21 protein-coding genes are annotated in these 23,721 nt (G+C 35.4%); 13 read left to right on the top strand and 8 right to left on the bottom strand.

Annotated elements, in window-relative coordinates:
- Window positions 1-85: 85 nt before the first annotated feature.
- Complete coding sequence (locus QNJ66_RS08850) at window positions 86-601, bottom strand: POTRA domain-containing protein (RefSeq protein WP_300505381.1); 516 nt, start codon at window positions 599-601, stop codon at window positions 86-88.
- Between the two features lie 463 nt (window positions 602-1,064).
- On the opposite strand from QNJ66_RS08850, the gene QNJ66_RS08855 reads away from it, so the two are divergent.
- From QNJ66_RS08855 to QNJ66_RS08885, 7 genes are all read left to right on the top strand, one after another.
- The gene (locus QNJ66_RS08855) at window positions 1,065-4,025 is read left to right on the top strand and encodes a filamentous hemagglutinin N-terminal domain-containing protein (protein WP_300505383.1); all 2,961 of its coding nucleotides are present in this window, start codon (window positions 1,065-1,067) and stop codon (window positions 4,023-4,025) included.
- A gap of 33 nt (window positions 4,026-4,058) precedes the next feature.
- Window positions 4,059-6,581 carry a CHAT domain-containing protein gene (locus tag QNJ66_RS08860; protein WP_300505386.1) on the top strand — a complete coding sequence of 841 codons (2,523 nt, stop codon included), beginning with the start codon at window positions 4,059-4,061 and terminating at the stop codon, window positions 6,579-6,581.
- 252 nt (window positions 6,582-6,833) lie between these two features.
- Complete coding sequence (locus QNJ66_RS08865) at window positions 6,834-7,811, top strand: SDR family oxidoreductase (protein WP_300505389.1); 978 nt, start codon at window positions 6,834-6,836, stop codon at window positions 7,809-7,811.
- A gap of 27 nt (window positions 7,812-7,838) precedes the next feature.
- Window positions 7,839-8,756 (top strand): NAD(+) kinase, encoded by a 918-nt coding sequence (locus tag QNJ66_RS08870; RefSeq protein ID WP_300505392.1) that lies wholly within the window; start codon window positions 7,839-7,841, stop codon window positions 8,754-8,756.
- Window positions 8,757-8,780: 24 nt separating this feature from the next.
- Complete coding sequence (locus QNJ66_RS08875; RefSeq protein WP_300505395.1) at window positions 8,781-9,266, top strand: hypothetical protein; 486 nt, start codon at window positions 8,781-8,783, stop codon at window positions 9,264-9,266.
- A complete protein-coding gene (locus tag QNJ66_RS08880; RefSeq protein ID WP_300505397.1) occupies window positions 9,263-10,114 on the top strand; it encodes a succinylglutamate desuccinylase/aspartoacylase family protein in 852 nt (283 codons plus the stop codon). The genes QNJ66_RS08875 and QNJ66_RS08880 overlap by 4 nt, the downstream gene beginning before the upstream one ends.
- A gap of 25 nt (window positions 10,115-10,139) precedes the next feature.
- Window positions 10,140-12,074, top strand: coding sequence for a methyltransferase domain-containing protein (locus tag QNJ66_RS08885; protein ID WP_300505399.1), 1,935 nt, complete (start codon window positions 10,140-10,142; stop codon window positions 12,072-12,074).
- 639 nt (window positions 12,075-12,713) lie between these two features.
- Here QNJ66_RS08885 and QNJ66_RS08890 read toward each other — a convergent pair.
- The 3 genes from QNJ66_RS08890 to QNJ66_RS08900 all read right to left on the bottom strand — a co-directional run bounded on the left by QNJ66_RS08890 (window position 12,714) and on the right by QNJ66_RS08900 (window position 16,293).
- Entirely contained in the window at window positions 12,714-14,732 is a 2,019-nt protein-coding gene (locus QNJ66_RS08890) for a flotillin family protein (RefSeq protein WP_300505402.1), read from the bottom strand.
- 14 nt (window positions 14,733-14,746) lie between these two features.
- Window positions 14,747-15,490, bottom strand: a complete 744-nt coding sequence (locus tag QNJ66_RS08895) for an OB-fold-containig protein (RefSeq protein WP_300505405.1) — start codon at window positions 15,488-15,490, stop codon at window positions 14,747-14,749.
- Between the two features lie 245 nt (window positions 15,491-15,735).
- Complete coding sequence (locus tag QNJ66_RS08900) at window positions 15,736-16,293, bottom strand: DUF2808 domain-containing protein (RefSeq protein ID WP_300505408.1); 558 nt, start codon at window positions 16,291-16,293, stop codon at window positions 15,736-15,738.
- A 201-nt stretch (window positions 16,294-16,494) separates the two neighbouring features.
- Here QNJ66_RS08900 and QNJ66_RS08905 point away from each other — a divergent pair, with 201 nt between their 5' ends.
- The gene (locus QNJ66_RS08905; protein ID WP_300505411.1) at window positions 16,495-17,253 is read left to right on the top strand and encodes a methyltransferase domain-containing protein; all 759 of its coding nucleotides are present in this window, start codon (window positions 16,495-16,497) and stop codon (window positions 17,251-17,253) included.
- A gap of 10 nt (window positions 17,254-17,263) precedes the next feature.
- Here the strand turns inward: QNJ66_RS08905 and QNJ66_RS08910 are convergent, their stop codons facing one another.
- The 3 genes from QNJ66_RS08910 to QNJ66_RS08920 all read right to left on the bottom strand — a co-directional run bounded on the left by QNJ66_RS08910 (window position 17,264) and on the right by QNJ66_RS08920 (window position 19,537).
- Complete coding sequence (locus QNJ66_RS08910; RefSeq protein ID WP_300505414.1) at window positions 17,264-17,860, bottom strand: GNAT family N-acetyltransferase; 597 nt, start codon at window positions 17,858-17,860, stop codon at window positions 17,264-17,266.
- A gap of 1 nt (window position 17,861) precedes the next feature.
- On the bottom strand, window positions 17,862-18,611 hold the full coding sequence (locus tag QNJ66_RS08915; protein ID WP_300505417.1) for a polysaccharide deacetylase family protein: 750 nt from the start codon (window positions 18,609-18,611) through the stop codon (window positions 17,862-17,864).
- Between the two features lie 350 nt (window positions 18,612-18,961).
- On the bottom strand, window positions 18,962-19,537 hold the full coding sequence (locus tag QNJ66_RS08920) for a thylakoid membrane photosystem I accumulation factor (protein ID WP_300505420.1): 576 nt from the start codon (window positions 19,535-19,537) through the stop codon (window positions 18,962-18,964).
- A 157-nt stretch (window positions 19,538-19,694) separates the two neighbouring features.
- Here QNJ66_RS08920 and QNJ66_RS08925 point away from each other — a divergent pair, with 157 nt between their 5' ends.
- Together QNJ66_RS08925 and QNJ66_RS08930 are read left to right on the top strand one after the other, a co-directional pair.
- Window positions 19,695-20,216 (top strand): J domain-containing protein, encoded by a 522-nt coding sequence (locus QNJ66_RS08925; protein WP_300505459.1) that lies wholly within the window; start codon window positions 19,695-19,697, stop codon window positions 20,214-20,216.
- The gene (locus tag QNJ66_RS08930) at window positions 20,213-20,485 is read left to right on the top strand and encodes a DUF3143 domain-containing protein (RefSeq protein WP_300505423.1); all 273 of its coding nucleotides are present in this window, start codon (window positions 20,213-20,215) and stop codon (window positions 20,483-20,485) included. The genes QNJ66_RS08925 and QNJ66_RS08930 overlap by 4 nt, the downstream gene beginning before the upstream one ends.
- A gap of 593 nt (window positions 20,486-21,078) precedes the next feature.
- Here the strand turns inward: QNJ66_RS08930 and QNJ66_RS08935 are convergent.
- Entirely contained in the window at window positions 21,079-21,462 is a 384-nt protein-coding gene (locus QNJ66_RS08935; protein ID WP_300505426.1) for an AbrB family transcriptional regulator, read from the bottom strand.
- A gap of 314 nt (window positions 21,463-21,776) precedes the next feature.
- Here QNJ66_RS08935 and QNJ66_RS08940 point away from each other — a divergent pair, with 314 nt between their 5' ends.
- Genes QNJ66_RS08940 through cbiB form a run of 3 tightly spaced genes read left to right on the top strand, consistent with a single transcriptional unit; the run spans window position 21,777 to window position 23,649 of the window.
- A complete protein-coding gene (locus QNJ66_RS08940; RefSeq protein WP_300505429.1) occupies window positions 21,777-22,220 on the top strand; it encodes an RrF2 family transcriptional regulator in 444 nt (147 codons plus the stop codon).
- 13 nt (window positions 22,221-22,233) lie between these two features.
- Window positions 22,234-22,638, top strand: a complete 405-nt coding sequence (locus QNJ66_RS08945; protein ID WP_300505431.1) for a GFA family protein — start codon at window positions 22,234-22,236, stop codon at window positions 22,636-22,638.
- Between the two features lie 30 nt (window positions 22,639-22,668).
- Complete coding sequence (cbiB, locus tag QNJ66_RS08950) at window positions 22,669-23,649, top strand: adenosylcobinamide-phosphate synthase CbiB (protein ID WP_300505433.1); 981 nt, start codon at window positions 22,669-22,671, stop codon at window positions 23,647-23,649.
- Window positions 23,650-23,721: the final 72 nt, after the last annotated feature.

The raw sequence follows: 23,721 nt of genomic DNA on the forward strand, positions 1-23,721 counted from the left end.
TCGCTAGTTTTTAGTGATTGAATTAGCCGAATTCACGATTTTTAAAAAATCCATTTCATAAAAAATAATTTTTGATGCCAATTTCTTATTTTTTAGGTTTTGTTTTTTCTTCATGAATAATGCAGGCTAAGGTTCCCTCAATCACTTGAATTTGAACCAGATTATCGGTGGTTGGTTGACACACAATGGCCCTGGAATTGATATAACCTTGATTAACGTAAAGATTGGTAATACTTTCAGCAAGTTTCTGCAATGAAGTGATAGAAATTTCTCGATTTTCATAATTTTCAAGCACTTCTTTTATCAAAATTTCTAACTGATCTGCTTCCAAAATTGTACTATCAACCACTTCAATATTACGTACAAAAATTGACTCTGCTGAAACGCTTAAAGCAGGACAGAAAGTGGATTCTAAAATATCTTGCTCTGTTTCAACTTCTTCTGTCTCGATGGGAACTGAAGGTGGCAATTCTGGAGAAACTGGTGGTAATTGTTCCCTTGGGGGTTGTTGTTTTTCGTTGGCTAAAAATGGTTGGTTAACTTGTGCTATTACTTTTATATTTTTAGAAAAAATTGATACCCAAAACGTGAAAAAAATCATAAAAAAACATAACTTTTTCTGTATTAACATTGTTATTATCCTAATTTTTTATTGCAATAGAACCTAATCTTAACTAAAAATTAGTCAAGATAAAAACGTTAACTTATGATTGTTAAAAAAGAAAACAATTAAACCATCACTATAACAAAAGCCGTTACTATTTCATTGAAAAAGAACGAGAAATGCTGGTTTATTATGAATTTGTTTTTGATAATTAGGGAACTATGCCATAGCTTAGCGAATAATTCTAATTTGTGCAATTTTGTGAATTTTTGTTAAAAAAATCTGCTGCTAAGGCTCCCTTTCTAAAAAACGGGTTTAGACTTTGAATAAATTAATAAGCTTTGGTCTTGGTATCGCAAGACAAATACGAGGAATCCGAGTAATTCCCTAACATTGACTTGTGGTTTCATAGCGTTAGGTTCACAATAATTACCTTTGTTATTAGCTTAAATATTAAATTATGATTAAACAATTATCTTCTTTGCTTTTTATTCCCTTAATAATTGCCTTAGAAAGTAGGATTAGTCCTATTTTTGCTCAACCTATTACCTCTGCAAATGATGGCACTGGAACCTTTGTCGTTTCTCCTGATGGGACTTTATTTAATATTAGTGGAGGAACCCAAGCAGGAGCTAATTTGTTCCATAGTTTTGATAAATTTGGACTAGATCAAGGACAAATTGCTAACTTTATTTCTAACCCTAATATTCAGAATATTTTAGGTCGAGTAGTAGGGGGAGATCCCTCAGTTATTAACGGATTAATTCAACTTACAGGGGGCAATTCTAACCTTTATATTGTTAATCCTGCTGGTATTTTATTCGGTCCCCACGCACAATTACAAGTGCCTGGATCATTCACAGCAACAACTGCCAACGGGATTCAAATTGGTGATTTTTGGTTTAACGCTTTGGGGTCTAATAATTATGGTCAATTAATGGGAAATCCCACAGGATTTGCTTTTACCACCGATGAACCAGGAAGCATTATTAATGCAGGTAATTTATCGGTTTCGCCAGGAGAAAATATTACTTTAGTAGGGGGAAATGTTATCAATACGGGAACCCTTTCTACACCGGGAGGAAATGTCACCGTTGCTGCTATTCCTGGGGAAAATTATGTTCGTGTTACTCAAGAAGGAAACTTATTAAGTTTAGATTTACCCGTTGCTACAAAAACAGCAATTAATGGGGAGAATACACCTGTTACAGTTGCCTCTTTACCCCAATTATTAACGGAAGGAAACGCTGTAGGAGAGACGGGAATAACTGTTGATAATGGACAAATTATGGTAGGTGATTTGCAAGTTCCTGGTGGTGTAGGAAACGCTATTGTATCAGGAAATATTGATGCTTCTAACCCCATTTCTGGTGTGGGTGGAACCGTTGAAGTATTAGGAGATAGAGTCGGAATTGTTGGGGCAGAAATTGATGTTTCTGGGGTTGATGGGGGTGGTGTGGCATTAATTGGAGGAGATTATAAAGGTCAAGGAACTGTTCAGAATGCGTTGCGGACTTATTTAAGTGAAGATTCCGTAATTAGAGCAGATGGTTTAGTAGAAGGAGATGGGGGAAAGGTGATAGTTTGGGCTGATGATGTGACGGGATTTTATGGAGAAATATTTGCTAGGGGTGGTAATGTTTCAGGGGATGGTGGTTTTGTCGAAGTTTCAGGAAAACAAACTTTAATTTTTCGGGGAGATGTTGATACAACTGCAGTTAATGGCAACACAGGAACTTTATTATTAGATCCTGAGAATATCACGATTCAAGGAGGACTAGGAGATGGTGGAAATGATGGAAATACAACTTTTCAAGGGGACAATTCACAAACTCCAGGTTCTGTCTTAAATAATCCTCCGAGTCAAACTAATGATACTGCACCTACTACAATTTTTGAATCAGAATTAGAAACTGTAGGAGGAAATACAAACATTATTTTAGAAGCATCAAACAATATTAGAATCCAAGACTTAACCCAAGGAGATAATCCTACTTTAATTCCAACATTACTTGATGGTATATTAACTTTTCAATCAGGAACAGGTTCTATTCGATTTACAGCAGATGCAGATGGAAATGGTATAGGTAATTTTTCAATGGATGATACATCGCAATCAGTCAATACCAATGGAAGAGATATTACCATTCAAGGTGCAACCATTACGGTAGGAAGTATTAATACAGTCACAGGTGACTCAGCTGGCGATATAACACTAGGAGCTAGAAGCACTATCAGAACAGGTGATTTGACTGCTTCAGATAGTGACACAGATAATCCAACAGAAGTCACATTGAGATCAACAACTGGCAATATTTTTGTAGTAACAATCCAAACCGGAGCAAATGGAGCCACCATTGAAGCAGGTGGGTTATTTCAGGCTGTTGGAACACGCGATATACCTTTTGTTCAGACTAATAGTGACCCTGTCTCGATTAGTGGAGATATTTTAAGAATAGGAGATTCTTCAGATAGAGGGATTGTAAATATACCCCTTTTAGATGGTTCCATTAGGGACTTTCTTGAAGACCGGGGCTTGATGACGTTTTCAGGTGATAATCAAGTACGTGTTAAAATTCCAGGGAATCCGCCTCTAAATGACGACGGAATAGGGGTCGTACCTACAAGTATCGTTGTGCGGTTTGATAGGGGCGCTGTGGCTAATAATCTTGATGATAATCCTGACAATGATGTCAAAACTGAAATTAACATCGTATATGGAGATGAAAATGTATCAATTTTTAATCAAAATTTTGATCTAGAGTTTGATGATGGCACTAAGGTTGAAGGTAGCATTGTAGTGAGAGGAGATAGTCAAATACCTTTTGTCAGTGGAGGTATAGCAGAAAACATTCTTCCATCTGAAGATATATTAATTACAAGAGTTGGCCCAGAGGATGACCGAAAATTTGTTCCAGTATCTAGTCAGACTTTTGGATGTGAGCAGACTATATGTCAAGCTCTTATTGGACCTGGACCAGATGGACTATTGGGAGACCAGGAAGGACTTTTCTTAAATATCAAAAATATAGGGCCCTCTAGTATACCCTCAAACGCTAGCGGAACGGTTGCCCCAATCATTATAACACTAAATGGTAATCAATCTTTTCTGGGGGGTACATTTGGAGTGGAATTTATACCAGTTGAAGTAGAGCAAGTAGATCAAGTAGATCAAGTAGATCAAGTAGATCAAGTAGATCAAGTAGATCAAGTAAATCCTACTATTAATAATCAGGTAGCAATAGAACAATCTACCGACATACAACAATCCAACAGTACACAACAGTCGGAAGCTACACAACAGTTGCAGTCTAGAAAGGGTCTCTGTGATTCTGATAATCCTGATGATTCTGACTGTGAGTTGGATAATCAAGACTCGATTTTAGATGTTAGTGAGGTACTTCCTCCTGGATTTCAATAAATTTGTTAATGCTATCAAAAATTGAATAATACAATGGTTCACATTATGCGCTCAAAAATTTTTAACCTTAGTAAACTCATTAAAATCACCGCTATTATTTTCTTCCTTCATATAGCGTTTGATTCCCAATTAACCACTTCCAAAATCGTGGCTCAAACTCAACCATTAAACTTAGAAGAAGTCAATCAGCTTTATCGTCTTGGTGTTGAAAAGTTTAAAATTAATGAATTTGAAAGTTCTATTGAGCATTTGCAAGATGCGTTAGAAAATTATCAAAGACTTCAAGATTCACAAGGACGAATTAAGACTCTTATTATGCTTGGTGCTGCCTATAATCGCCTAGCTCAATATCAAATGGCAGTTAATACATTAGAAACTGTTTTGCCCCTTATTCTTAATACCAACAATCTGCCACGTCAAGTACAAGTATTAGGTAGTTTAGGGGTGGGATACAATAAGTTGGGACAATATCTCAAAGCTCTTGAAACTACTGAACAAGCATTAACTATTGCCGAAAAACTAGAAACCCTTGAATATAAGGGAAGACTACTCATTAGTCGAGGCAATACTTATGAAGCTTTAGGTGACTATGACAAAGCTAAAGAGCTATACAAAGAAAGTTTAGAAATTGCTGAGACAGTAAATGATAATTACGTGAAGAAAAGAGCTTTAGGAAACTTAGGATTTATTGAAACAAATTTAGATAATTATGATAAAGCTTTAACACATTATAAACAAGGATTAGCAATTGCAGAAGAAGAAAATGATTTGTATTATAAGGCTGATATTCTTATTCATATAGGCATTGTTTATCACGAAGAAAAGAATTACGACAAAGCAGAACAACACTATTCTCAAAGTCTTGATATTGCTCAAACAAAAAATCTTAAAAATATTGCTCTCATAAAAAGCCGAGCTTTGGGAAGTCTTGGACTGGTAGCTGATCACAAGAAAAATTACGAAAAAGCTATTGAATACCATCAACAAGCATTGGGAATAGCAAAAGAGATTGATGAACCATTATTTGAAGCCGAATTTTTAAATAATTTAGCGCATACTTTGTTGACAGAAGGTAAGTTACAAGTTGCAGAGGGAAAACTCCGTAATGCGATTGAAATTTTAGAAAAAATGCGAGGTCAACTGGCCAATGCTGATACTTATAGAATATCAATGTTTGATACTCAACTATATACCTACAACTTACTGCAACAAGTATTAATTGCTCAAAATAAAATAGAAAAAGCTTTAGAAGATTCTGAAAATGGAAGAAACCGAGCTTTTGTTAATTTACAGTTTCAAAGATTATCAGTTAATAATAATACAGAAAATAGTTTATCTGAAACGATAAAAATTGAAAAGATTAAACAAATTGCTAAACAACAAAATGCCACTTTAATTGAATATACGATTATTCCCAGAGATGATATTATTCATGACGGTAAGCGAAGGGGAACATCAGGAACACTTTATATTTGGGTAGTTAAACCAACAGGAGAAATTTTTTTTCGGGAAGTTAATCTAACCAAAAATAATATTTCTTTAAAAACCTTAATTCCAGAAATGCGAGAGGCAGATATTGGGGTAAGAGGTCGTGACAATTCAGATCAAACTGACGAAAGTTATCAATTTTTAGACGAAGTAGAATTAAAGGAAAATCTTCATCAACTTCATAATATTTTAATCGAACCTATTAAAGAGTTGTTACCCGAAAAAGAAGAAGATACTGTAATTATTATCCCTGATGAAATCCTCTTTCAACTACCTTTTTCTGCCCTACAAGATGCAGAAGGAAAATACTTGATTGATAAACACACATTAATGGTAGCACCTTCTATTCAATCCCTCTTTTTTACCCGTCAAAATGCTCAAAGAATTCAAAAAGAAAATAAAAGTAAAGAAATTCTTATGGTAGGAAATCCTACTATGCCTCAAACACCAGTTGGCTCAGAAGAACGACCTTTATCTTCTTTACCTTGGGCCGGTCATGAAGTTGATGAACTTGCTAAAATGTTCCGAGAATTAAACTTATTTGGTGATTTTGAACCTTTAAAAGGTTCTCTAGCTACAGAAACAAAAGTAATTGAAAAAATGCCCAATGCTCAAATTATTCACTTTGCAACTCATGGTTTATTAGATGAAATTAATGGCATTGGTTCCCCTGGAATTTTAGCCTTTGCTCCCGATGAAAATAATGATGGATGGCTTACAACAGACGAAATCATGGAACAGTATGGACTCCCTGGAACAACCCCTTTAAAAGCAGAATTAGTGGTTTTAAGTGCTTGTGATACCGGAAGAGGTGAAATTACAGGAGATGGAGTTATTGGCTTATCTCGTTCTATTTTGGCAGCAGGGGTTCCCACTGTTTTGGTATCTCTCTGGGCAGTTGAAGATGATGAAACAGCAGATATTATGAATAATTTTTATCGCAATCTTTATCAAGAAAAAATGAGTAAAGCTCAAGCGTTACGTCAAGCATTATTAGCTGCAAAAAAACGAGATCCCGACAAAATAAGTATTTGGGGAGCTTTTACATTAATTGGAGAAAGTGAGTAAAATTAAAATCAAATATTTTCTTTAATTCCATTAGCTAAAATACCTAAAATCTTATTAATATCACTCAAGTAATATTCAGTATTATCCTTAAAGAATATTGGGGAGACTGGCAAACTGATAAGCGATAACTGGTGACTGGTCACTGCTAACTGCTAACTGTTCACTGATTTTGATCTTAGACAAAATCTCCAAAGGGTGTAAATTTCTGCTAATATCTTAGAGAAACGTTAAGAAACATTACAATTTTTATAAATGAAGTTATTAATCGTTGGCGCAACAGGGACATTAGGGCGACAGATAGTGCGCTCTGCCTTAGATGAAGGACATGAAGTCCGTTGTTTAGTCAGAAATGCTAGAAAAGCTGCTTTTTTAAAAGAATGGGGCGCAGAGTTGATGATGGGGGACTTTTGTAAACCCGAAACTTTACCCCGTGTCTTAGAGGGAATGGAGGCTGTTATCGACGCAGCAGCAGCGAGGCCAACGGACAGTTTATCCATGAAAGAAATAGACTGGAATGGCAAGGTTAACTTAATTCAAGCGGTTCAAAAAGCAGGGATTGATCGCTACATCTTCTTTTCCCTTCTCAACGCTGAAAAGTATCCTGATGTGCCATTAATGAAGATAAAACATTGTACAGAGAAGTTTTTAAAAGAATCAGGACTAAACTATACTATCTTACGACCTTGTGGCTTTATGCAGGGCTTAATTGGTCAATACGCTGTTCCGATGTTGGATAATCAAGCGGTTTGGATATCAGGAGAAAGTACTCCTATCGCCTATATGGACACCCAAGACGTTGCTAGATTAACCATTCGGGTGTTAGAAGTTCCCGAAACCCAAAAACAAACCTATCCCATGATCGGTACAAAAGCCTGGACACCAGAAGAAATTATCGACTTATGTGAGAGACTCTCAGATAAACGAGTAAAAATTGCCCGCGTACCCTTGGGACTGCTAAGATTTTTACGTGGCTTTACTCGTTTCTTCCAATGGACGTATAATATTTCTGACCGCCTAGCGTTCGCTGAAGTTTTGGCTAGTGGTAAACCCTTAAATGCCTCAATGGATGATGTTTACAAAACCCTGGGGGTTGATGTCAAGGAAACGACTACTTTAGAAGCTTATTTTCAAGAGTATTTCAGTCGTATTCTTAAAAAGCTCAAAGAAATCGATTACGAAAAGAACAAAGCGAAGAAGAAAAAGAAAACCCCTTTTAAATCTTCTGTATAAGTTAACACTGATCCAGGATAATTGGTTGTGCCAAAAGTCGGCATTATATATAACGATCTCAAACCCGTCGCTTGTAAAGCTGCTCAAGATTTACAAACTGAGTTGACGGAAAAAGGCTGGACTGTTGTTTTAGAGACTGGCCGAGGAGGACTCCTTGGCTATTCTCACCCTGAAAGTCCTGTTTGTCATACTTCCATTGATAAATTAATTCCCCCGAATTTTGATCAAGATATGGCTTTTGCTCTGGTCTTGGGGGGAGATGGTACTGTATTGTCTGCTTATCGACAGTTAGGCCCTTGTGGTATCCCTTTATTAACGATTAATACGGGACACATGGGCTTTTTGACAGAAATTTATCTGAACCAGTTATCAAAAGTCCTAGACAAGGTTTTGGCAGGAGAGTACGAAATAGAAGAACGTACCATGTTGACGGTACAGCTATATCGTGGGGAGACTTTGTTATGGGAAGCCTTATCTCTCAATGAAATGGTCATTCACCGCGAACCTTTGACCAGTATGTGTCATTTTGAGATCAAAATTGGCAGACACGCACCAGTGGATATTGCTGCTGATGGTTTGATTTTATCCACTCCTACGGGGTCTACAGCCTATTCTTTAAGCGCGGGAGGTCCGGTGGTGACTCCTGATGTCCCAGTGTTACAATTAGCCCCTATTTGCCCCCATTCTTTGGCTTCTCGTTCTTTGGTATTTTCTGATAAGGAACCGGTGAGTATTTTTCCTGCTACTCCTAACCGAATGGTTTTAGTTGTGGATGGCAATGGAGGGTGTTATGTGTTGCCGGAAGATAGAATTTATGTGGAAAAGTCTCCTTATTCTGCACGTTTTATTAGGCTAGAAGAACCTGAATTTTTCCGTATTCTCAGGGAAAAGTTGGGCTGGGGACTGCCTCATATTGCTAAACCGACTTCTGTTGAGTTACCTTAAAAAAAGTGTAATTCTTGATTAATTATGTCAAATAAACAAGGGTCAAATGATGAGTTTGATAATTTGCCTTATCTACTTGAACAATACAAGCTATATGTTGAAATGATGGATAGAGTAGCAGCAAGGCGAGGTAAAGCTAATCAATTCTACTTGTCACTTATTTCCGCATTACTTGGTATTTTGACGTTCTTTACTGATATAGAAAAAATAATCAGTAATTACAAAATACTGTCTTTATTATTCCTATTATTCGGATTAATATTATGTATTTCTTGGTACTTGAATATTGATTCATATAAACAACTAAACTATCTTAAATTTAAAGTCATTTTTGAAATGGAACAAAAATTACCATTTCCCTGTTATACGAGAGAGTGGGAAATAGAGGAGCATCTCTCAATAAAGTATCGCAGATTGACTAAAATTGAGAAATATATACCTATTTTTTTTGCGTCTATATATATTGTTTTGATAGGTTACTCAATTTTAAGCTTATTGAAAATAATATGAGAAAAGTTACTATCAAAAATAACAATTGCCATATCAATATATTTGATACAGAATTGCTGGGAGCAACTGTTTGTCTTGTCGCTGGGGTACATGGAAATGAATTATGTGGATTACAAGCCATTAAAACCTTTGAAAATCAGTTATTAACATGCTCTCCTTTAGTAAAGGGTCGTCTAATTACGATCATTGCTAATTGTCAAGCAATTCAACATCAAAAACGTTTTATTGACTATGATTTGAATCGTTCATTCGGCAATAGTAAATCATTTGGACATGAATTATCCTTGGCTAAAGAGCTTACTCCTTTTCTTCAAGATGTTGATTACTTAATCGATCTTCATTCTACTTCTGCACCAACAAACCCTTTTTGTGCAGGAACTTTAACAGAAGAACATCTAAAACTCTTTTCAATGACAGGAATTCAATTCTATACCTGTGGTTGGGAAATTCATCGAGGACATACTATGTTGATTGATGAAGTCGATCGGTCTGGAGGTATTGGAATTATTGTAGAATGTGGACAACATGATGCAGATAATACTAATCGAGTTGCCTATGATGTTATTGTATCAGTCTTGGACAAATTAAAAATGCTGAAATTAACAAAATCCTCATTACAAAACTCGACTTCAAACACTGTTGTTAAAATCAAAAAAATTATTAAATCTCAAACTCATAATTTTTATTTTATACGCCATTTTGAGAACTTTGTTTCTATTGCTGAAAATGAGATAGTTGCCTATGATGGCGATACAGCAATTAGGTTCCCGTATGGTTACCTGATGGTAATGCCCACTCATGGTAGACTAAAACAAGGAGAAGAAGCTTTTGGAATCGGAATACCTTAATTTTTATTTAAAGAGAGAAATCATTATGACTAAAGTATTTATTTCTTGGACTGGAAGACTTGGAAGAAAATTGGCAGAGTGTCTTAAAAATGAAATGTTTAAGTATGGAGATTTAGAACCTTGGATTTCTTCTGAAGATATTACATCAGGAAGTCCTTGGTTTCAAGAAACGTCAGACAACCTTAATCAGTCTAATTATGGAGTTGTTTGTTTAACCCCTGGTGCATCAAAAAGACCCTGGATCAATTTTGAGATTGGTTGGCTATATGGCAAACTAGAAAACTGTAAATTAATTACCTTTGGAGAAGAAATTAGTAATCCTCTTGCCTGTTTACAAAAACGTGATGGTTTTAGAAGGGAAACTTGGGATGAATTACTACAAGAAATGTTACCAGAAAGACGTAAGGAAGAAATTGATATTTGGCTTAATGATAAGTTTCCTAAATTACAATCTTTGTTTGATAATTTTAGTAAATCTCCTTATAAATATTACTGTAATCTTGATAAACAGTTTTCAGAGATTCACAATGCAATGGATCGTTTGAAAAAAAATACATCAGCACAGAAAAATGTCTTGTTTCAGAAAATAATTACTAAGTCTTATGCGGATTTAATTAACTATTCAAATAATTTAAAATCAACTTATTCAATTCCTGCTTCTGAATATTCAAAATATTTAATTCATTTACAAGAACTTTTTTATCCGCATCTAGTTGTTCAGGCTATTGCACTTGTTGATGTTGAAGAAGAATTTTGGAAGCTACCAACAGGGAAGAAAATCAGCAACACATCTAATGAAAATAACGAAAGAATTTTTGTATTTACAAAACCAGAAGATTTTCAAAGTTATTACAAAATTCTGCAAGAACATTCACGGAAATACAAGGTTTATGGGATGAGCTATGCTCGATTATCTAATATTTTAGGAGAAAATTATACCAAAGATTTTTCGGTTATTACAATCTCTCATGATGAAAAAAATAATTCTTCTATATTAGCAATGTATGATAATGAGTTACTTGAGCAAAAAAACATTTCATTTGTAGCAAATACTCAAAAGATTAACGAATACCAAAAGCAATTTGATTTATTGATCAATTCTGACTTTTTGGTAGAAATTTCTTGTCAAGATACATCAGAGCAAGAAATTATGGAAATCAGTGATCGCATTTTTTCTGGACTAACTCAATATAAAAGAAAATGGGTTGAAATGTCTGAATACATTGATGTTGTTGATTATGATGAACACGAAGAAAAACATGAATATTATCAAGAAATGACAAAAAAAATGATTGGAATTTGTCAAAAACATAGTTCGGAGACTAAAGACCCACTTGACGTTTTGGAATTGGGTGCTGGAACAGGCATTTTTACAATGAAGGTTGTTAATAGCCTCAGAAACTTGAGAAAAATAGATGCTATTGAAGTTGACTGGCATTGCTTCAAACTTCTTAAAATAAAAAAAAGAGAGCTGAGAGCATATAGCCAAGATATTGAAGTTAACCTTTATCATAAAGATAGTCGAGACTATAATCCTCCTGGCCAATTTGATTATATTTTTTCTGCTTTTGCTGATCATCATATTAAAAAGGCTGATAAAGAAATTTATTTTGAAAATGTCAAGAAAAATTTAAAGCATGGTGGATTGATGATTGTTGGTGATGAATTTTTAAGAGAACATGATTCTGATAATCGAGAAGAGAAAGAACAAGCTCTGAATGCTTATCATAATCACATTATTCAAAAAGCTCTCGAAAAAGAAGAAGGTATATTAGCAACACTTGAGCAGCAAGCTCTAGATTCAGGATTACGTGAGTTAGGTGATTTTAAGGTTTCTTGTAGTGAATATGAAAAACTCTTAAAGGAGGCAGGTTTTAAGTTTACAAGAGAGAAAATAGGTCCTTTAGATATTGACGATATCGGAGGAGTTTATGTTTATAAAGCATGGATTCCTAAGTAAAAAATAGGAATGTCATTTTAATTGATACATTAAATCTTCCCCTTTTGAAATAATAAACCAAAGTTATCTAACCCAAAGATTTATATAAGCTATTCTAACTAATTTACACTCGTTTACAAAGATAACTTTTCCCCGATTTTGCCGAAATATGACGGTATTTGAGACTTGTGTTTTTTTCAAAAAATGCTAAAGTTTAAATGTAGAGTTACCTGTCGAAATCTTTCTAAAAATCGATAAAACACTTAAAAGCATCTACATTACGTTAAGTGTATTAATTAGTCTCATCAGCCCACTAATAACCCAGGATTATCTAAACAAGAGATTTATATAAGCTATTTCAACTAATTTACACTCGTTTACAAAGATCACTTTTCCCTGATTTTGACCAAATATGACAAAATTTGAGACTTGTGTTTTTTTCAAAAAATGCTAAAGTGTAAATGTAGAGTTACCTATCGAAATCTGTCTAAAAATCGATAAAACACCTCAAAACCTCTACGTCATTATTTCAGTCAATAAACGTGTATTAGATTTAACGCAGTGCAAGCATCTTGCTTGCTATATTTAGGATCAGTGAGCAGGATGCTCACATTACTATTCAGGATAGGTCATTGTCCATTGTCCATTGTCCATTATCCATTATGAAACTTCTTCCGTTGAAATAGTTGATTCTTGGGGTGTTATAGTAGATGACGCTTCAGATACATTAGGCTTTTCTTCCTCCTTAGTTTCTGATATTTCATCGCTGTTTAAAGCGGTTTTAACTTGCTGAATTAATGTACCTAACTTTCCTTCCTCTAATAAAGAGTTAATCAAAGTTAAACCACTGGTAGATAACATTAACTTGCTAATATCTCCCGTTCCATTACTATTATTGCCGTTTAACCCTGGAAAAGCATAAATTTTGGCATCCCCTAACACCCCAGGTTGAGGGGCTAAAGATTCCAGAATATGGGGCAATTGAGGAGCTAATTGCGGCCAAAGCTCTTTTATGAGGTCAGCAGTCCTGTTTGCATTGCTCAGAGCATTTTCCGCCTCAATCAGAGCTTGTTTACTCTCCGCTTCAGCCAACATTTTATACTTATTGGCATCAGCTAGGGTGCGAATGGACTCAGCTTCTAACTCCGCAGCTTGACGAGCAATTTCTGCCTGACGACGACGACGGAATACGTCAATTTCTACCACATTTTGCTCAGAAATCTGAATTTTTTGGGCTTCTTGTTCCGCAGTAATCACCACTAAACGTTGTTCCCGTTGGGCTTTTTCTACCTCTTGAGCAGTGATAACAGCAGCCTCAGCTTGGGCTTTTTCGGCTTCCGAGTCAAACCTTTCTTTCTCTTTATTAGCAATAGCAATAGCGGCCTGTTGTTGAGCAATTTTTGATTGTTGTTCAGCAGCAGCTACTTCAGCTTGAGCTTCAAGTTGAGAAGCTTGAATCATTTTTTGACGATTAATTTCTGCAACTTCAGTTTCTTGTTGTTGCAGGGTTTGAGTCACTTTTAATTGTTTATTTTGTTCCTCAAGTTCGATATTAACAGCAATTCTTTTTTGTTGAATAATTAACTCTTTAGAAATTTTCTCTTCTTCAACTTCTTGTTCCTGTAATATTTTATTTTTCTCAATTTTGGCAGCTTCTTGATCCTTAGTTTCTTGAATTTCTCTTTGTTGTTGGGCCCGTAAAAATTCTACATCTTTTTGTTGGGTTAAGTTAGCATCTTCTTTCTGCTTAATGATTTCTAAGGTTTGTTTTTCTGCTTCTAACTCTCGTTGTTCAATAGCTACTTGAGTTTCTAGTTCAACTTCTCTTTTTTGTTGAATTGATTTCTGGATAGTTTCGGTTCTTAATCTAACTCCTTGAGCATCAAAAAAGTTATTTTCATCATACGTATCGCTTTCTTCTATCTCAGAAATAGCAATATTATTAAGAGTTAAACCAACTTTTTTAAGATCATTTTGAATTAAGTTTAAAACAGCATCAGCAAACCCTAATTTATCTGAGTCTATCTCGGCTATTTTTTTCTTCTTAGCTGCTGCACGAATAGCATCATCTGCACGTTTTTCAATAGCGTCTTTGATATCATTTTCTGAGATTTTACCTTGCTTAGATAATCTTGCTGCTGCTGCTAAAATATCCTTTTCTTCTTGAGCAATACAGATATAGAATGTTACCCTCATATTTGCCCTTAAATAGTCTTGAGTTCTCACAGCTAAATTAGCAGCGCGTACCACATCAATAGAAATTTCTCTTAAAGGAACACGGGTGATTTCATGGAACCCAGGAATGACAATACAACCCCCATTTAAAATAACAGTTTTACTCTTTTTAAAAACACCACCAGTTCTCACTAATGCTTCATTATTCGGTGCAATAACATAAAATCTAGTGTACAACCAAACACTTAATAATAAGAGGAATAATAAAGCACCAATACTACCTAAAATTCCTACAAACGGAAAACTATTTAAGGTTGCTCCCAACTGTCCAATATAAGGAGAATTAACTGATGATATTTCTTCAACAATAGGTTGCTCCACCAAGAAATTTATTTGATTTTCTTTTTGTTTCAACAACTCCCTTTCATCTAAATTCATTAAACTAGCATCAAAAGTTATTTTAGGTAAAGATTGCAGCAATTGTAATTCAAAGTTAGGATTCATTTTTGTACCTCTTTTTAAGAATCTTTTGGTAAGTTAGTTTGATTAATCCATTTATCTTCATCAGAACTATCTTTACTAATTCCAATGTAACTATGTTCTTGACGATCAATAATTAAAATTTGTTGTCCGTGATGGGGAATAACATCAGCCCAGTGGGGTAAACTAATACTAATGGTAACTAAATTACCTGCGGTGTCATAGACATCTGCTTGTCCTATTTTTCCTTCGATTAAATAAGGAATAGTTTTGGATGTAACTGTTCCCACACAGCCAATTAAACGCTCACTTTTTACATCTTCCCCAAAAGAAGAAAATATCTGTCCTATGGGATTAGATAATAATTTTCCTGTCCATAAGCCTATAAATAAAGAAACAAGAAAGACTAAACCTCCTAAGCCAAAAAATCGATAAGGAATAGTTCCAGTGAGACTACCTAGTATGGTATTTAAAGTCCAACCAGCTACCCCCCAAGCACTAAAATCAATACCTAACAAAATCATTAAAGGTGCTTTTCCTAAGCCAAACCAAGTTAATAGTTGAAAAGGGTTTATATCATCTCCATCGCCGTTAACATCTGCTTCAATATCTGCTTCCACATCCGCTTCTAAATTGAAGCCATTACTATCAATATTGATGTCGATATCACTATCAATATTGCCCCCTTCGTCTCCTCCACCTGAAAAAATAACAAGCAGAAAGAAAACGATTCCAATACAAATTAAAACCCAGTAAAGTAAGTTAGCAGGATGTAATAACATGGGGAAAAATTACCATTTGTCTCTATGTTAGCACAGAATTAGGTGAGATTTATTATCTTAATTTTTAGGATCACCTTTTTAAGCATTCAGCTTTTTAATAAATCACCTGAATGCTTACTATTTCTTGACCATTAAGATTACTTTTTCAATGACCAAACATTGAACATTGAACATTTTGGTTTCAAACCTACTTACAAACGAATGATAAATGATAAATGTTAAATGATAAATGAAATGACATAATCTTAATCAAAATCTCCATCATCATTCCCATCAAACTGTAAACGTCCAACCCCTAAATATAATTCTCTAGGGTTATTTCCTGCGGGAAATGCTGTTACTCCAAACAGATATATTCCTCCGTATGCTGGATTTTTCTTCGCCCTTAATCCTACTGTAAATCTTGTTCCTGGAGACACAGGAGGATCAAAAATAATCGTCATTGTTTCTGTTTGTTTATCCCAAGTTGTTTCTTCAATATTTAAGGAATTTTCTCGATGATGAGGTGTTCCTTGAAAAGCAATAGTATCTTGAGGATAATAGTCAATCTCATCAAACCCTTGACGTTGATTAATGGTAATTTTTTTTAAGGGTGTTCCAACTCCAACGGGTAAGTCAATAGTATAGTAATATCTAGGACGGTTAACTCTCGCACCTCGATAAGTTGTGGTGACATTAATAAGACGAGGAGAACGACTAAAATAGCTAATAGAAGCTTTATTTTGCGCTGCTAAGATTACAGGGGATAAACTGCTAAAAATACTCGCTAAACCGATGGTAAAAACCCAAAATTTTTTACTCATTATTTTCCTTCCCAATCAGTGAAATATTAGTTTATTCAAGGCAAAAATACTCAAAAATTGAGTGCAAAAATTCCTAATTCCTCTAGATTACTAAATTTTCATTCCGAGGTACGAAGAATCTCTTTAACGTCTTGACCCTAATTAGTAGTGGTATATAATTTAATTGTAACAAATTACTTTCCGAAGAATACTAAAAAACTTATGAAACCTTTAAAAATCTTTATCCTGAGTTTAATTTTATTAGTTGCTTTCTTTGTTATTGCTGGTCAAAACTTAACCTATGATACTTCTATCATTCCTCAAAAAGAAAACAATAATAATGAGAATTATCAATATCACGCCTTACATAGTCGTGATGGAATTGGTAAGTTTTATTTAGGTCGAGAAATTGCAAAAGTTATGGGACATCAAGAATTTTTATGGTTAGAAAGACCTAGTAGAGAACAACAAGAAAAACCATCAAAAGTAATTGAATATTTAAACTTAAAACCAACAGAAACTATTGCTGATATTGGTGCAGGGAGTGGTTATTTTTCCTTTCGTCTTGCTGAGTTAGTTTCTAATGGCAAGGTTTTTGCTGTAGATATTCAACCAGAAATGTTAGATATTATCGATTTTCTTAAAGAAGAAAACAAAGTCAACAATATAGAAACTATTTTAGGAACTATAAAAAATCCTAACTTACCTAACAATTCTGTTGATACTGTGTTAATGGTAGATGCTTATCACGAGTTTGAATATCCGCAAGAAACCATGGAAAATATTGTAAGTTCTTTAAAATCAGGGGGTAAAGTTGTCCTAGCAGAATATCGTCGTGAAAATCCTTTAATTCCTATTAAAACTTTACACAAAATGACCAAAAAACAAGTTAAAAAAGAAATGAATAAAGTCGGATTAATCTGGGATAAAACAGTAGAAATATTACCCCAACAACATTTAATATTCTTTAAAAAAATCTAAATCTTATGAATTATTTCGTTAACATACACTGCATTAACTGCATCCCACCATAATGAGGCATAAGCGGATGAAAATCAATATCAAGTTGTTTAACTGCTTTAAATCCTTGATTTTCATAAAATTTAATTGCTCTCACATTATCAGACCAAACATGCAATGTAAGAAAAGAATCATTATTTTGTTTAGCTTTATCTTTAACATTATCTATTAATTTTTTTCCTATACCTTGCTTTCTATAATTACTATTAACAGCTAAACTATTAATATAATAACCTTCTTTTGTTCTATCAGAAAACAAATTCTTTAACCAATCTAGTTTTTCTGAAGGTAGAAAATCTTTTTCTTCCTTAGTTATATCTTCCTGGTTAGCATCCGTACTTTTAAGACTACCAATAATTTTACCGTTTAACTCTGCTACTTCTGTCTGAATATAAGATAGGTTTCCCGTCTCTTTTTTAACTTCCAAAGCTACTAAATTTTCTAAAGAAATATCCTTCACAAAATCTTCCAATAAAAACTCAAAAATACCACCTCCTGCTAGGATAGCAAGTTTAGCAACTTCTAAAGCATCATCAGGACAAGCAGGCCGAAAAACAACATGATTCATATTAACCTCCAAGGAACATTTCTGATAGAGTAACTGTTCGATAACCTCTTTTTTTGATCTCAGGAAGAATCTTTTTTAAGGTTATATTTGTTCTTTCTCCCCAGTCTCCAGACTTACCGTCTCTACTACTATCATGTAAGACAATAATAGCACCAGGACGTAAATTAGCTAAGATATGATAACTAGCAAATTCAGAAGAAGGAATATTAGTATCATAGGGAAAAATTGAACCTAAAGCTGTCTGATAACTATATTTTTTGACTGTTTCTAACATTCGAGAATTATACCAACCACCTCCAGGACGAAACCAATTTAGTTTTGGTGATTTATCTAACAAAAATTGATTTAAAATTTCATCAGTGGTCAAAAATTCTTCTTCAAATTCTTCTTTTGATAAGAAAATACTTTTCTCATCTTTAACCATATGATTACCAATTTCATGACCATTATTAATCATATTTTTAAGAATACTCTCATTACTTTTTATTCTTTCACTAATTAGAAAAAAAGTTGCCTTAGTATCATTTTCTTCCAAAGTGTCTAATATTTTTGGTGTTGTTATCGTATTTAGTCCATCATCAATAGTAATAGCAACAATTTGATCAGTAGTTTCAGAAAAATAGTAAACCCCAGGAGAAACTTTAACTATTATGCTTAATAACCATCTCGGTTGATAAAACAGGATACTCAAAATTAATAATAAAGCGATTATTAACGAAAAGAATACAAACCAAGACTTACTAAAGATCATAATTGTATTATCCAATTTCATTAAAAATTTAGAGAGTTTTTATAACAATTATGTAGGTACTTAATAATATTAAGCACCTACCAACATATAGCAATCACTAATGATATGTCAGAAGAGATAATATAGCGTTTCTCGGACTTACGAGGTACACCTAACTCCTGCCCCCTGCCTCCTGCCTCCTGCCTCCTGCCTCAAAGCGATAACCTATGTACCTCACAAGTATGAGAAGTGCTATATATTAGCACGTAATAGTATGATAAACCTACGAGTCAATCCTTGTATAAGTTTAACCTTGTTAAACCCAGAAAGACGATTTTCTCATAGCTAAAATCTTATTGCTATATAACCTATCAACTATCAACTAATTCCTCATTAAACTCATTAACAGTGCGTCGTTTTAACTCCACAGACTCAGAACGAGGCAAAAGGTTAAAAACTTCTCTTAGAACATCATCAACCGCCTCATATTTTACCTGTCCTTGACCATCAAAAATTTTGTCACCCTCACCATCAAGAATAACCGTTTGCGGAATAATATCCTGATAATAATAACCAGCTTCTTCCCTAGTATAACTATCTTTTGCAGGAATACTATCAACACTAATAGGAATAATATTAGCTGCGCGACCATAAAATTCTTGAATACGAGAAACCACGATCGCAAACTGTTTACAATCTCGACTATCATCCAAATAATAAACAAGCACCGTCGGCATTTCCCTATCCAAAGAATCTTTTAAAGACAATTTAGCCGGCACTAAAGAACCATTCCCCGCATAAACGACAAAAATGTTACCATCAAGACGATCATCATCGATATTAGCTGTGGCAGGAGAAATAATCCAACAGTTAAAACTTATCCCTAAAGATAACAAACCAATCAAACAAACTTTAATCAATAGCTTTGGCAACCTTTGCCATTTCATTGTTGCCTGTTGCCCGATAAAATTTAATAATCTCATAACGATGTAGAAACCTTCTGGTAAGTTTAGTTACAATATGTCCACAAGGAATGATAAAAAAGATCCTGTGACTGAGCAGCACACTACCCAACAATCAACATCAGGGAAAATACCCCCTCAGATGCCTTTTGCTAATAGCCATTATGCTATTTTAGGACTCCATCCGTCCGCTTCGGTCATCGAAATACGTCGTGCCTATCGAGAGTTAAGCAAACGTTATCACCCTGATACTACAGAATTACCCTCCGCTCTGGCAACAACTCAATTTCAGCGTCTTAACGAAGCTTATGGGATACTAAGTAATCCTCAGAGCAGATCCCTGTATGATCTAAAAATAGGCTATTCTCGTTGGAATGTGATCCAAGATCCCTCAGAAGCAAAAAAAGACCCGAAAACAGGACAATGGTCCACTTCTGCTTATTTGGATGCCAGCGATCGCCCATTATCTGGTGGAGAGTTATTTGCCCTTTTTATTTTAGGATTAACCTTAATCGGTTGCTTGGTTTTAGCCATTTTTATTGCTATTCTAAGAGGCGATGAAGTCATACCCAATACCGCCTTACCCCAAGACTATGCCTCAGTAGCCCTTATTTTCGTTTCTGAGGCACGTAATACCACTCAAACCTTATTAACCTCATTATGACCCTTCCTGCCCCTGATACTCCCTTATACAATCATTCTCTCCCCATCCTTGAACAATGGCTGTCTGCTTTAGGCTGTCAACAAGATCAACAAAACTTAAATTGTTGGACTGTGACGAAACCTAACTGGAAAGCACAACTTAGCTTAGATGTGGAAGAAATTATTGTTTGTTATCTTAAAGCAGGAGCCGATGGTTCGGATATTACACGAGCTTTTAAGTATTCTCTATCCCGTGAGGACGTGGAAGCTGCTGTGTTTAGCGGACCTTAATTTTTAACCCCCCTGACGAGAAATCCCCCATTGAGCAAGATATGCTCTTCCTTGAGGAACGAAAATGGAGGGATGAGAGCCAGAGTAGAGATTTTGCGATAAACTAGAATTGGCTGTAAGGGAAGAACCTGAATTGAGCCAAAGTTGGAATGTATCCATCCGAGATGAGAGTGAAAGACAGTCAAATGACGGGACCTCCAGAGCTTGGTAAATACGAAAAAAATTGAATAAATTCAGAGAAAGTACCCAGGGACTCTGGGAAACGAAAACCCCTGATTAGTCCTTCTGTTGGGGAAACAACAGTGGAATATGTACTCATCTCTAGTCCCAATGTGTTCTAGATAAGTGGCGAAGCCTCGTATAAGCGAGAATAACCAGGAAAGCCTTATGGTGAGTTAGGGAAGCCCCCCACAAAGCCTAGCGACCTGCCTGGGAGGATGTCACTAAAACAAATACATGAGGGTCACTTCCCCACATCGGGAAAGCAACCCTCACTCTAAATAATACATTTTTACTGTTCTGATTAGCGTTGCTCAGTTAGAGGCTAAGCGACGCTATTTTTTTGTCTGTTAAAACAAGGATGAGCATAACAATTATTCTTCATCTTCATCCGGCACACCCACCTGCTTAAGATGAATATGTTTACGGCCTAGTGTAATCTCAAATTCATCTCCAGATTGCAAGCCCATTTTTTTGGTATAAGCAGAGCCAATCAAAAGATTACCATTAGATTGCACACTAATCTTGTAACTAGCTGAACGACCACCTCTTCCTTGTCCTTCGGTACTACTATCAAGCTCAATGCCCTCAGCGTCTATTAAAGCATTAAGAAACTTCATCATATTAACTCGCTCTATACCATTTTTGGTCTGGGTATAATAGCCGCAAGCTCTTGCTTTTTCTTCTTTGCTAAGGTCACCTAGCTCTTTAACTTTGTCTACTAACTCGGTTCCGGTTAGGGGTTTGTCTTGTGTCATTAACTTCAACAGTAATTTAAGTGAATAATAGGGTTGACAGAATGGTAACTAACTAAGAGGGTAGTAAAAATCAAAAAAATGATCAAGTTACTAACTATCTCTATAATTATTTTACACACAATTTGCAAAATTTATCTACCATTCCACAAGATCAATAATAATTCATTGTTCCCAATATTTCGACCCTAATCCCCAACAAATTTACATAAGTTTGACTTTGCTACCTTTTCTCTTTAGAAAAATGTTATAAATTCAACAGCAATCTATCATCGTCCTCTGATAATAACCGGAAAATATTGAGGATAATCAAGCAAATGAAACTAACAACTCGCAGTCATTATAGCGTTAAAGCCTTACTGGATCTAAGTTTACAGCCGAACTATGGACCAACATCAGTAAAAGCGATCGCCAAGCGACAAGATTTACCAGCACCATACTTAGAAAAATTACTGATTGAAATGCGTCGTAGTGGCCTAGTTAATTCACTCAGAGGATCGCGAGGTGGCTATCAATTAGCCCGCCAACCCAGTCAAATTTCTTTAGGGCAAATATTAGACGCAGTTGGGGAGACAATTGAGCCATTACCCCACTATAACCCCGATCTTGAGCAAGTAGAAGATTGGGTAACCTTTAGTCTTTGGAAACGACTCCATCAAAAGCTCAAAGAAGCCCTTTATAAGATAACTTTAGCGGATCTTTACTACGATGCCCGTAGTTGGAAAGCGTCCCTTGGAGAAGCAGTCAGTTTTATTGTCTAAGGAAACAATTCTTATGGTAAATTTACCCTCTTCTGTTGTACTTCGTGGAGGCTGTCACTGCGGTGCAGTGCGCTTTGAGGTCATTATTGAACAATGGGAAGCTATTGATTGTAACTGTTCTATTTGTCGCAAAAAAGGTTTTATTCATCTATTGGTTCCCCCCGAAAACTTTACCTTAATTCAAGGAGAACAATTGCTCACGACTTATACATTTAATACCCACATAGCACAACATACTTTCTGTTCGGTTTGTGGTATCCATTCCTTTTATCGTCCCCGTTCCCATCCAGGCTGGTTTGATGTTAATGTCAACTGTCTTGATGACGTGACCTTATCGGACTTTGAAATCAAGCCCTTTGATGGGCAAAACTGGGAAAAAAATGTCTCAAAAATTCAACAATCCCCTGGTAAAAATTAAGGATAACTCAACTGAGGATAAAGACCTAATTTGGATACAAATGCTACCATAATTGTTCTCATCTTTGCTGCCATTGTTGACTATCTTATAGCAGATCCTTGGGGGTGGTTACACCCTGTACAAGTGATGGGTTGGCTCATCTCAACCTATTCTAACTTTGTACTTTCTACTTGTCAGGGAAAAAGACAACGGCGTTTTGCTGGAGTTATTTTAGGATTAGGCTTAATTATTAGCAGTGGAATGATAGCATGGAGTCTCCATTTCCTTAGAGATCATCTCTATCCCTGGATAGGAATTTTTCTAGAAATTATTCTCTTAGCCAGTTGTTTTGCAGGACGTAGTTTAAGATTAGCAGCTCTTGATGTCTTGACCCCATTAAGGGAGGGAAATATTGACCTGGCCAGAAGCAAACTCGGTCAATATGTGGGCCGTGATACAGCCAATCTCTCCCCCGAAGAAATCTGGCGCGCTATCCTAGAAACGGTGTCAGAAAATGCCATTGATGGGGTTACAACCCCTTTATTTTATGCGATCGCAGGAGCCTTTTTTCCTGGGGTCGGTCCGGTTGCTTTACCCTTAGCTTATAAAGCAGCCAGTACCCTTGATTCCATGGTCGGTTATCGACAACAACCCTTTACTGATCTAGGCTGGTTTAGTGCAAAATTTGAAGATATTTTAACTTGGATTCCTTGTCGTCTCACTGTTCTAACCTTGGCTATCCTATCAGGAAAGCCTATCCTTGTTTTATCTATTTGTCGTCGAGATGCCCCTAAAGATCCTAGTCCTAACTCAGGATGGAGTGAGTGTATTTATGCTGCTATTTTAGGGGTTCAATTAGGCGGGAAAAATACTTATCAGGGAGTGATTAAACAAAAACCATTATTAGGAGATCCGCTCAATGCCATTACCCCTCAAACCATCGAAAACGCATTAAACTTAACCAGAATTTGCTGTTTACTCTGGCTAGGTTTGGGAATTAGTGGATTATGGTTATTGTCGTTTACAAGCTAACCAGTGGGTCACTGGTCACTGATAACTGATAACTAAGTTTCAGTTAAACAACTTTATTTACTCGAAAAAGTT

This window comes from Crocosphaera sp., from assembly GCF_030064895.1.
Lineage (GTDB): Bacteria > Cyanobacteriota > Cyanobacteriia > Cyanobacteriales > Microcystaceae > Crocosphaera.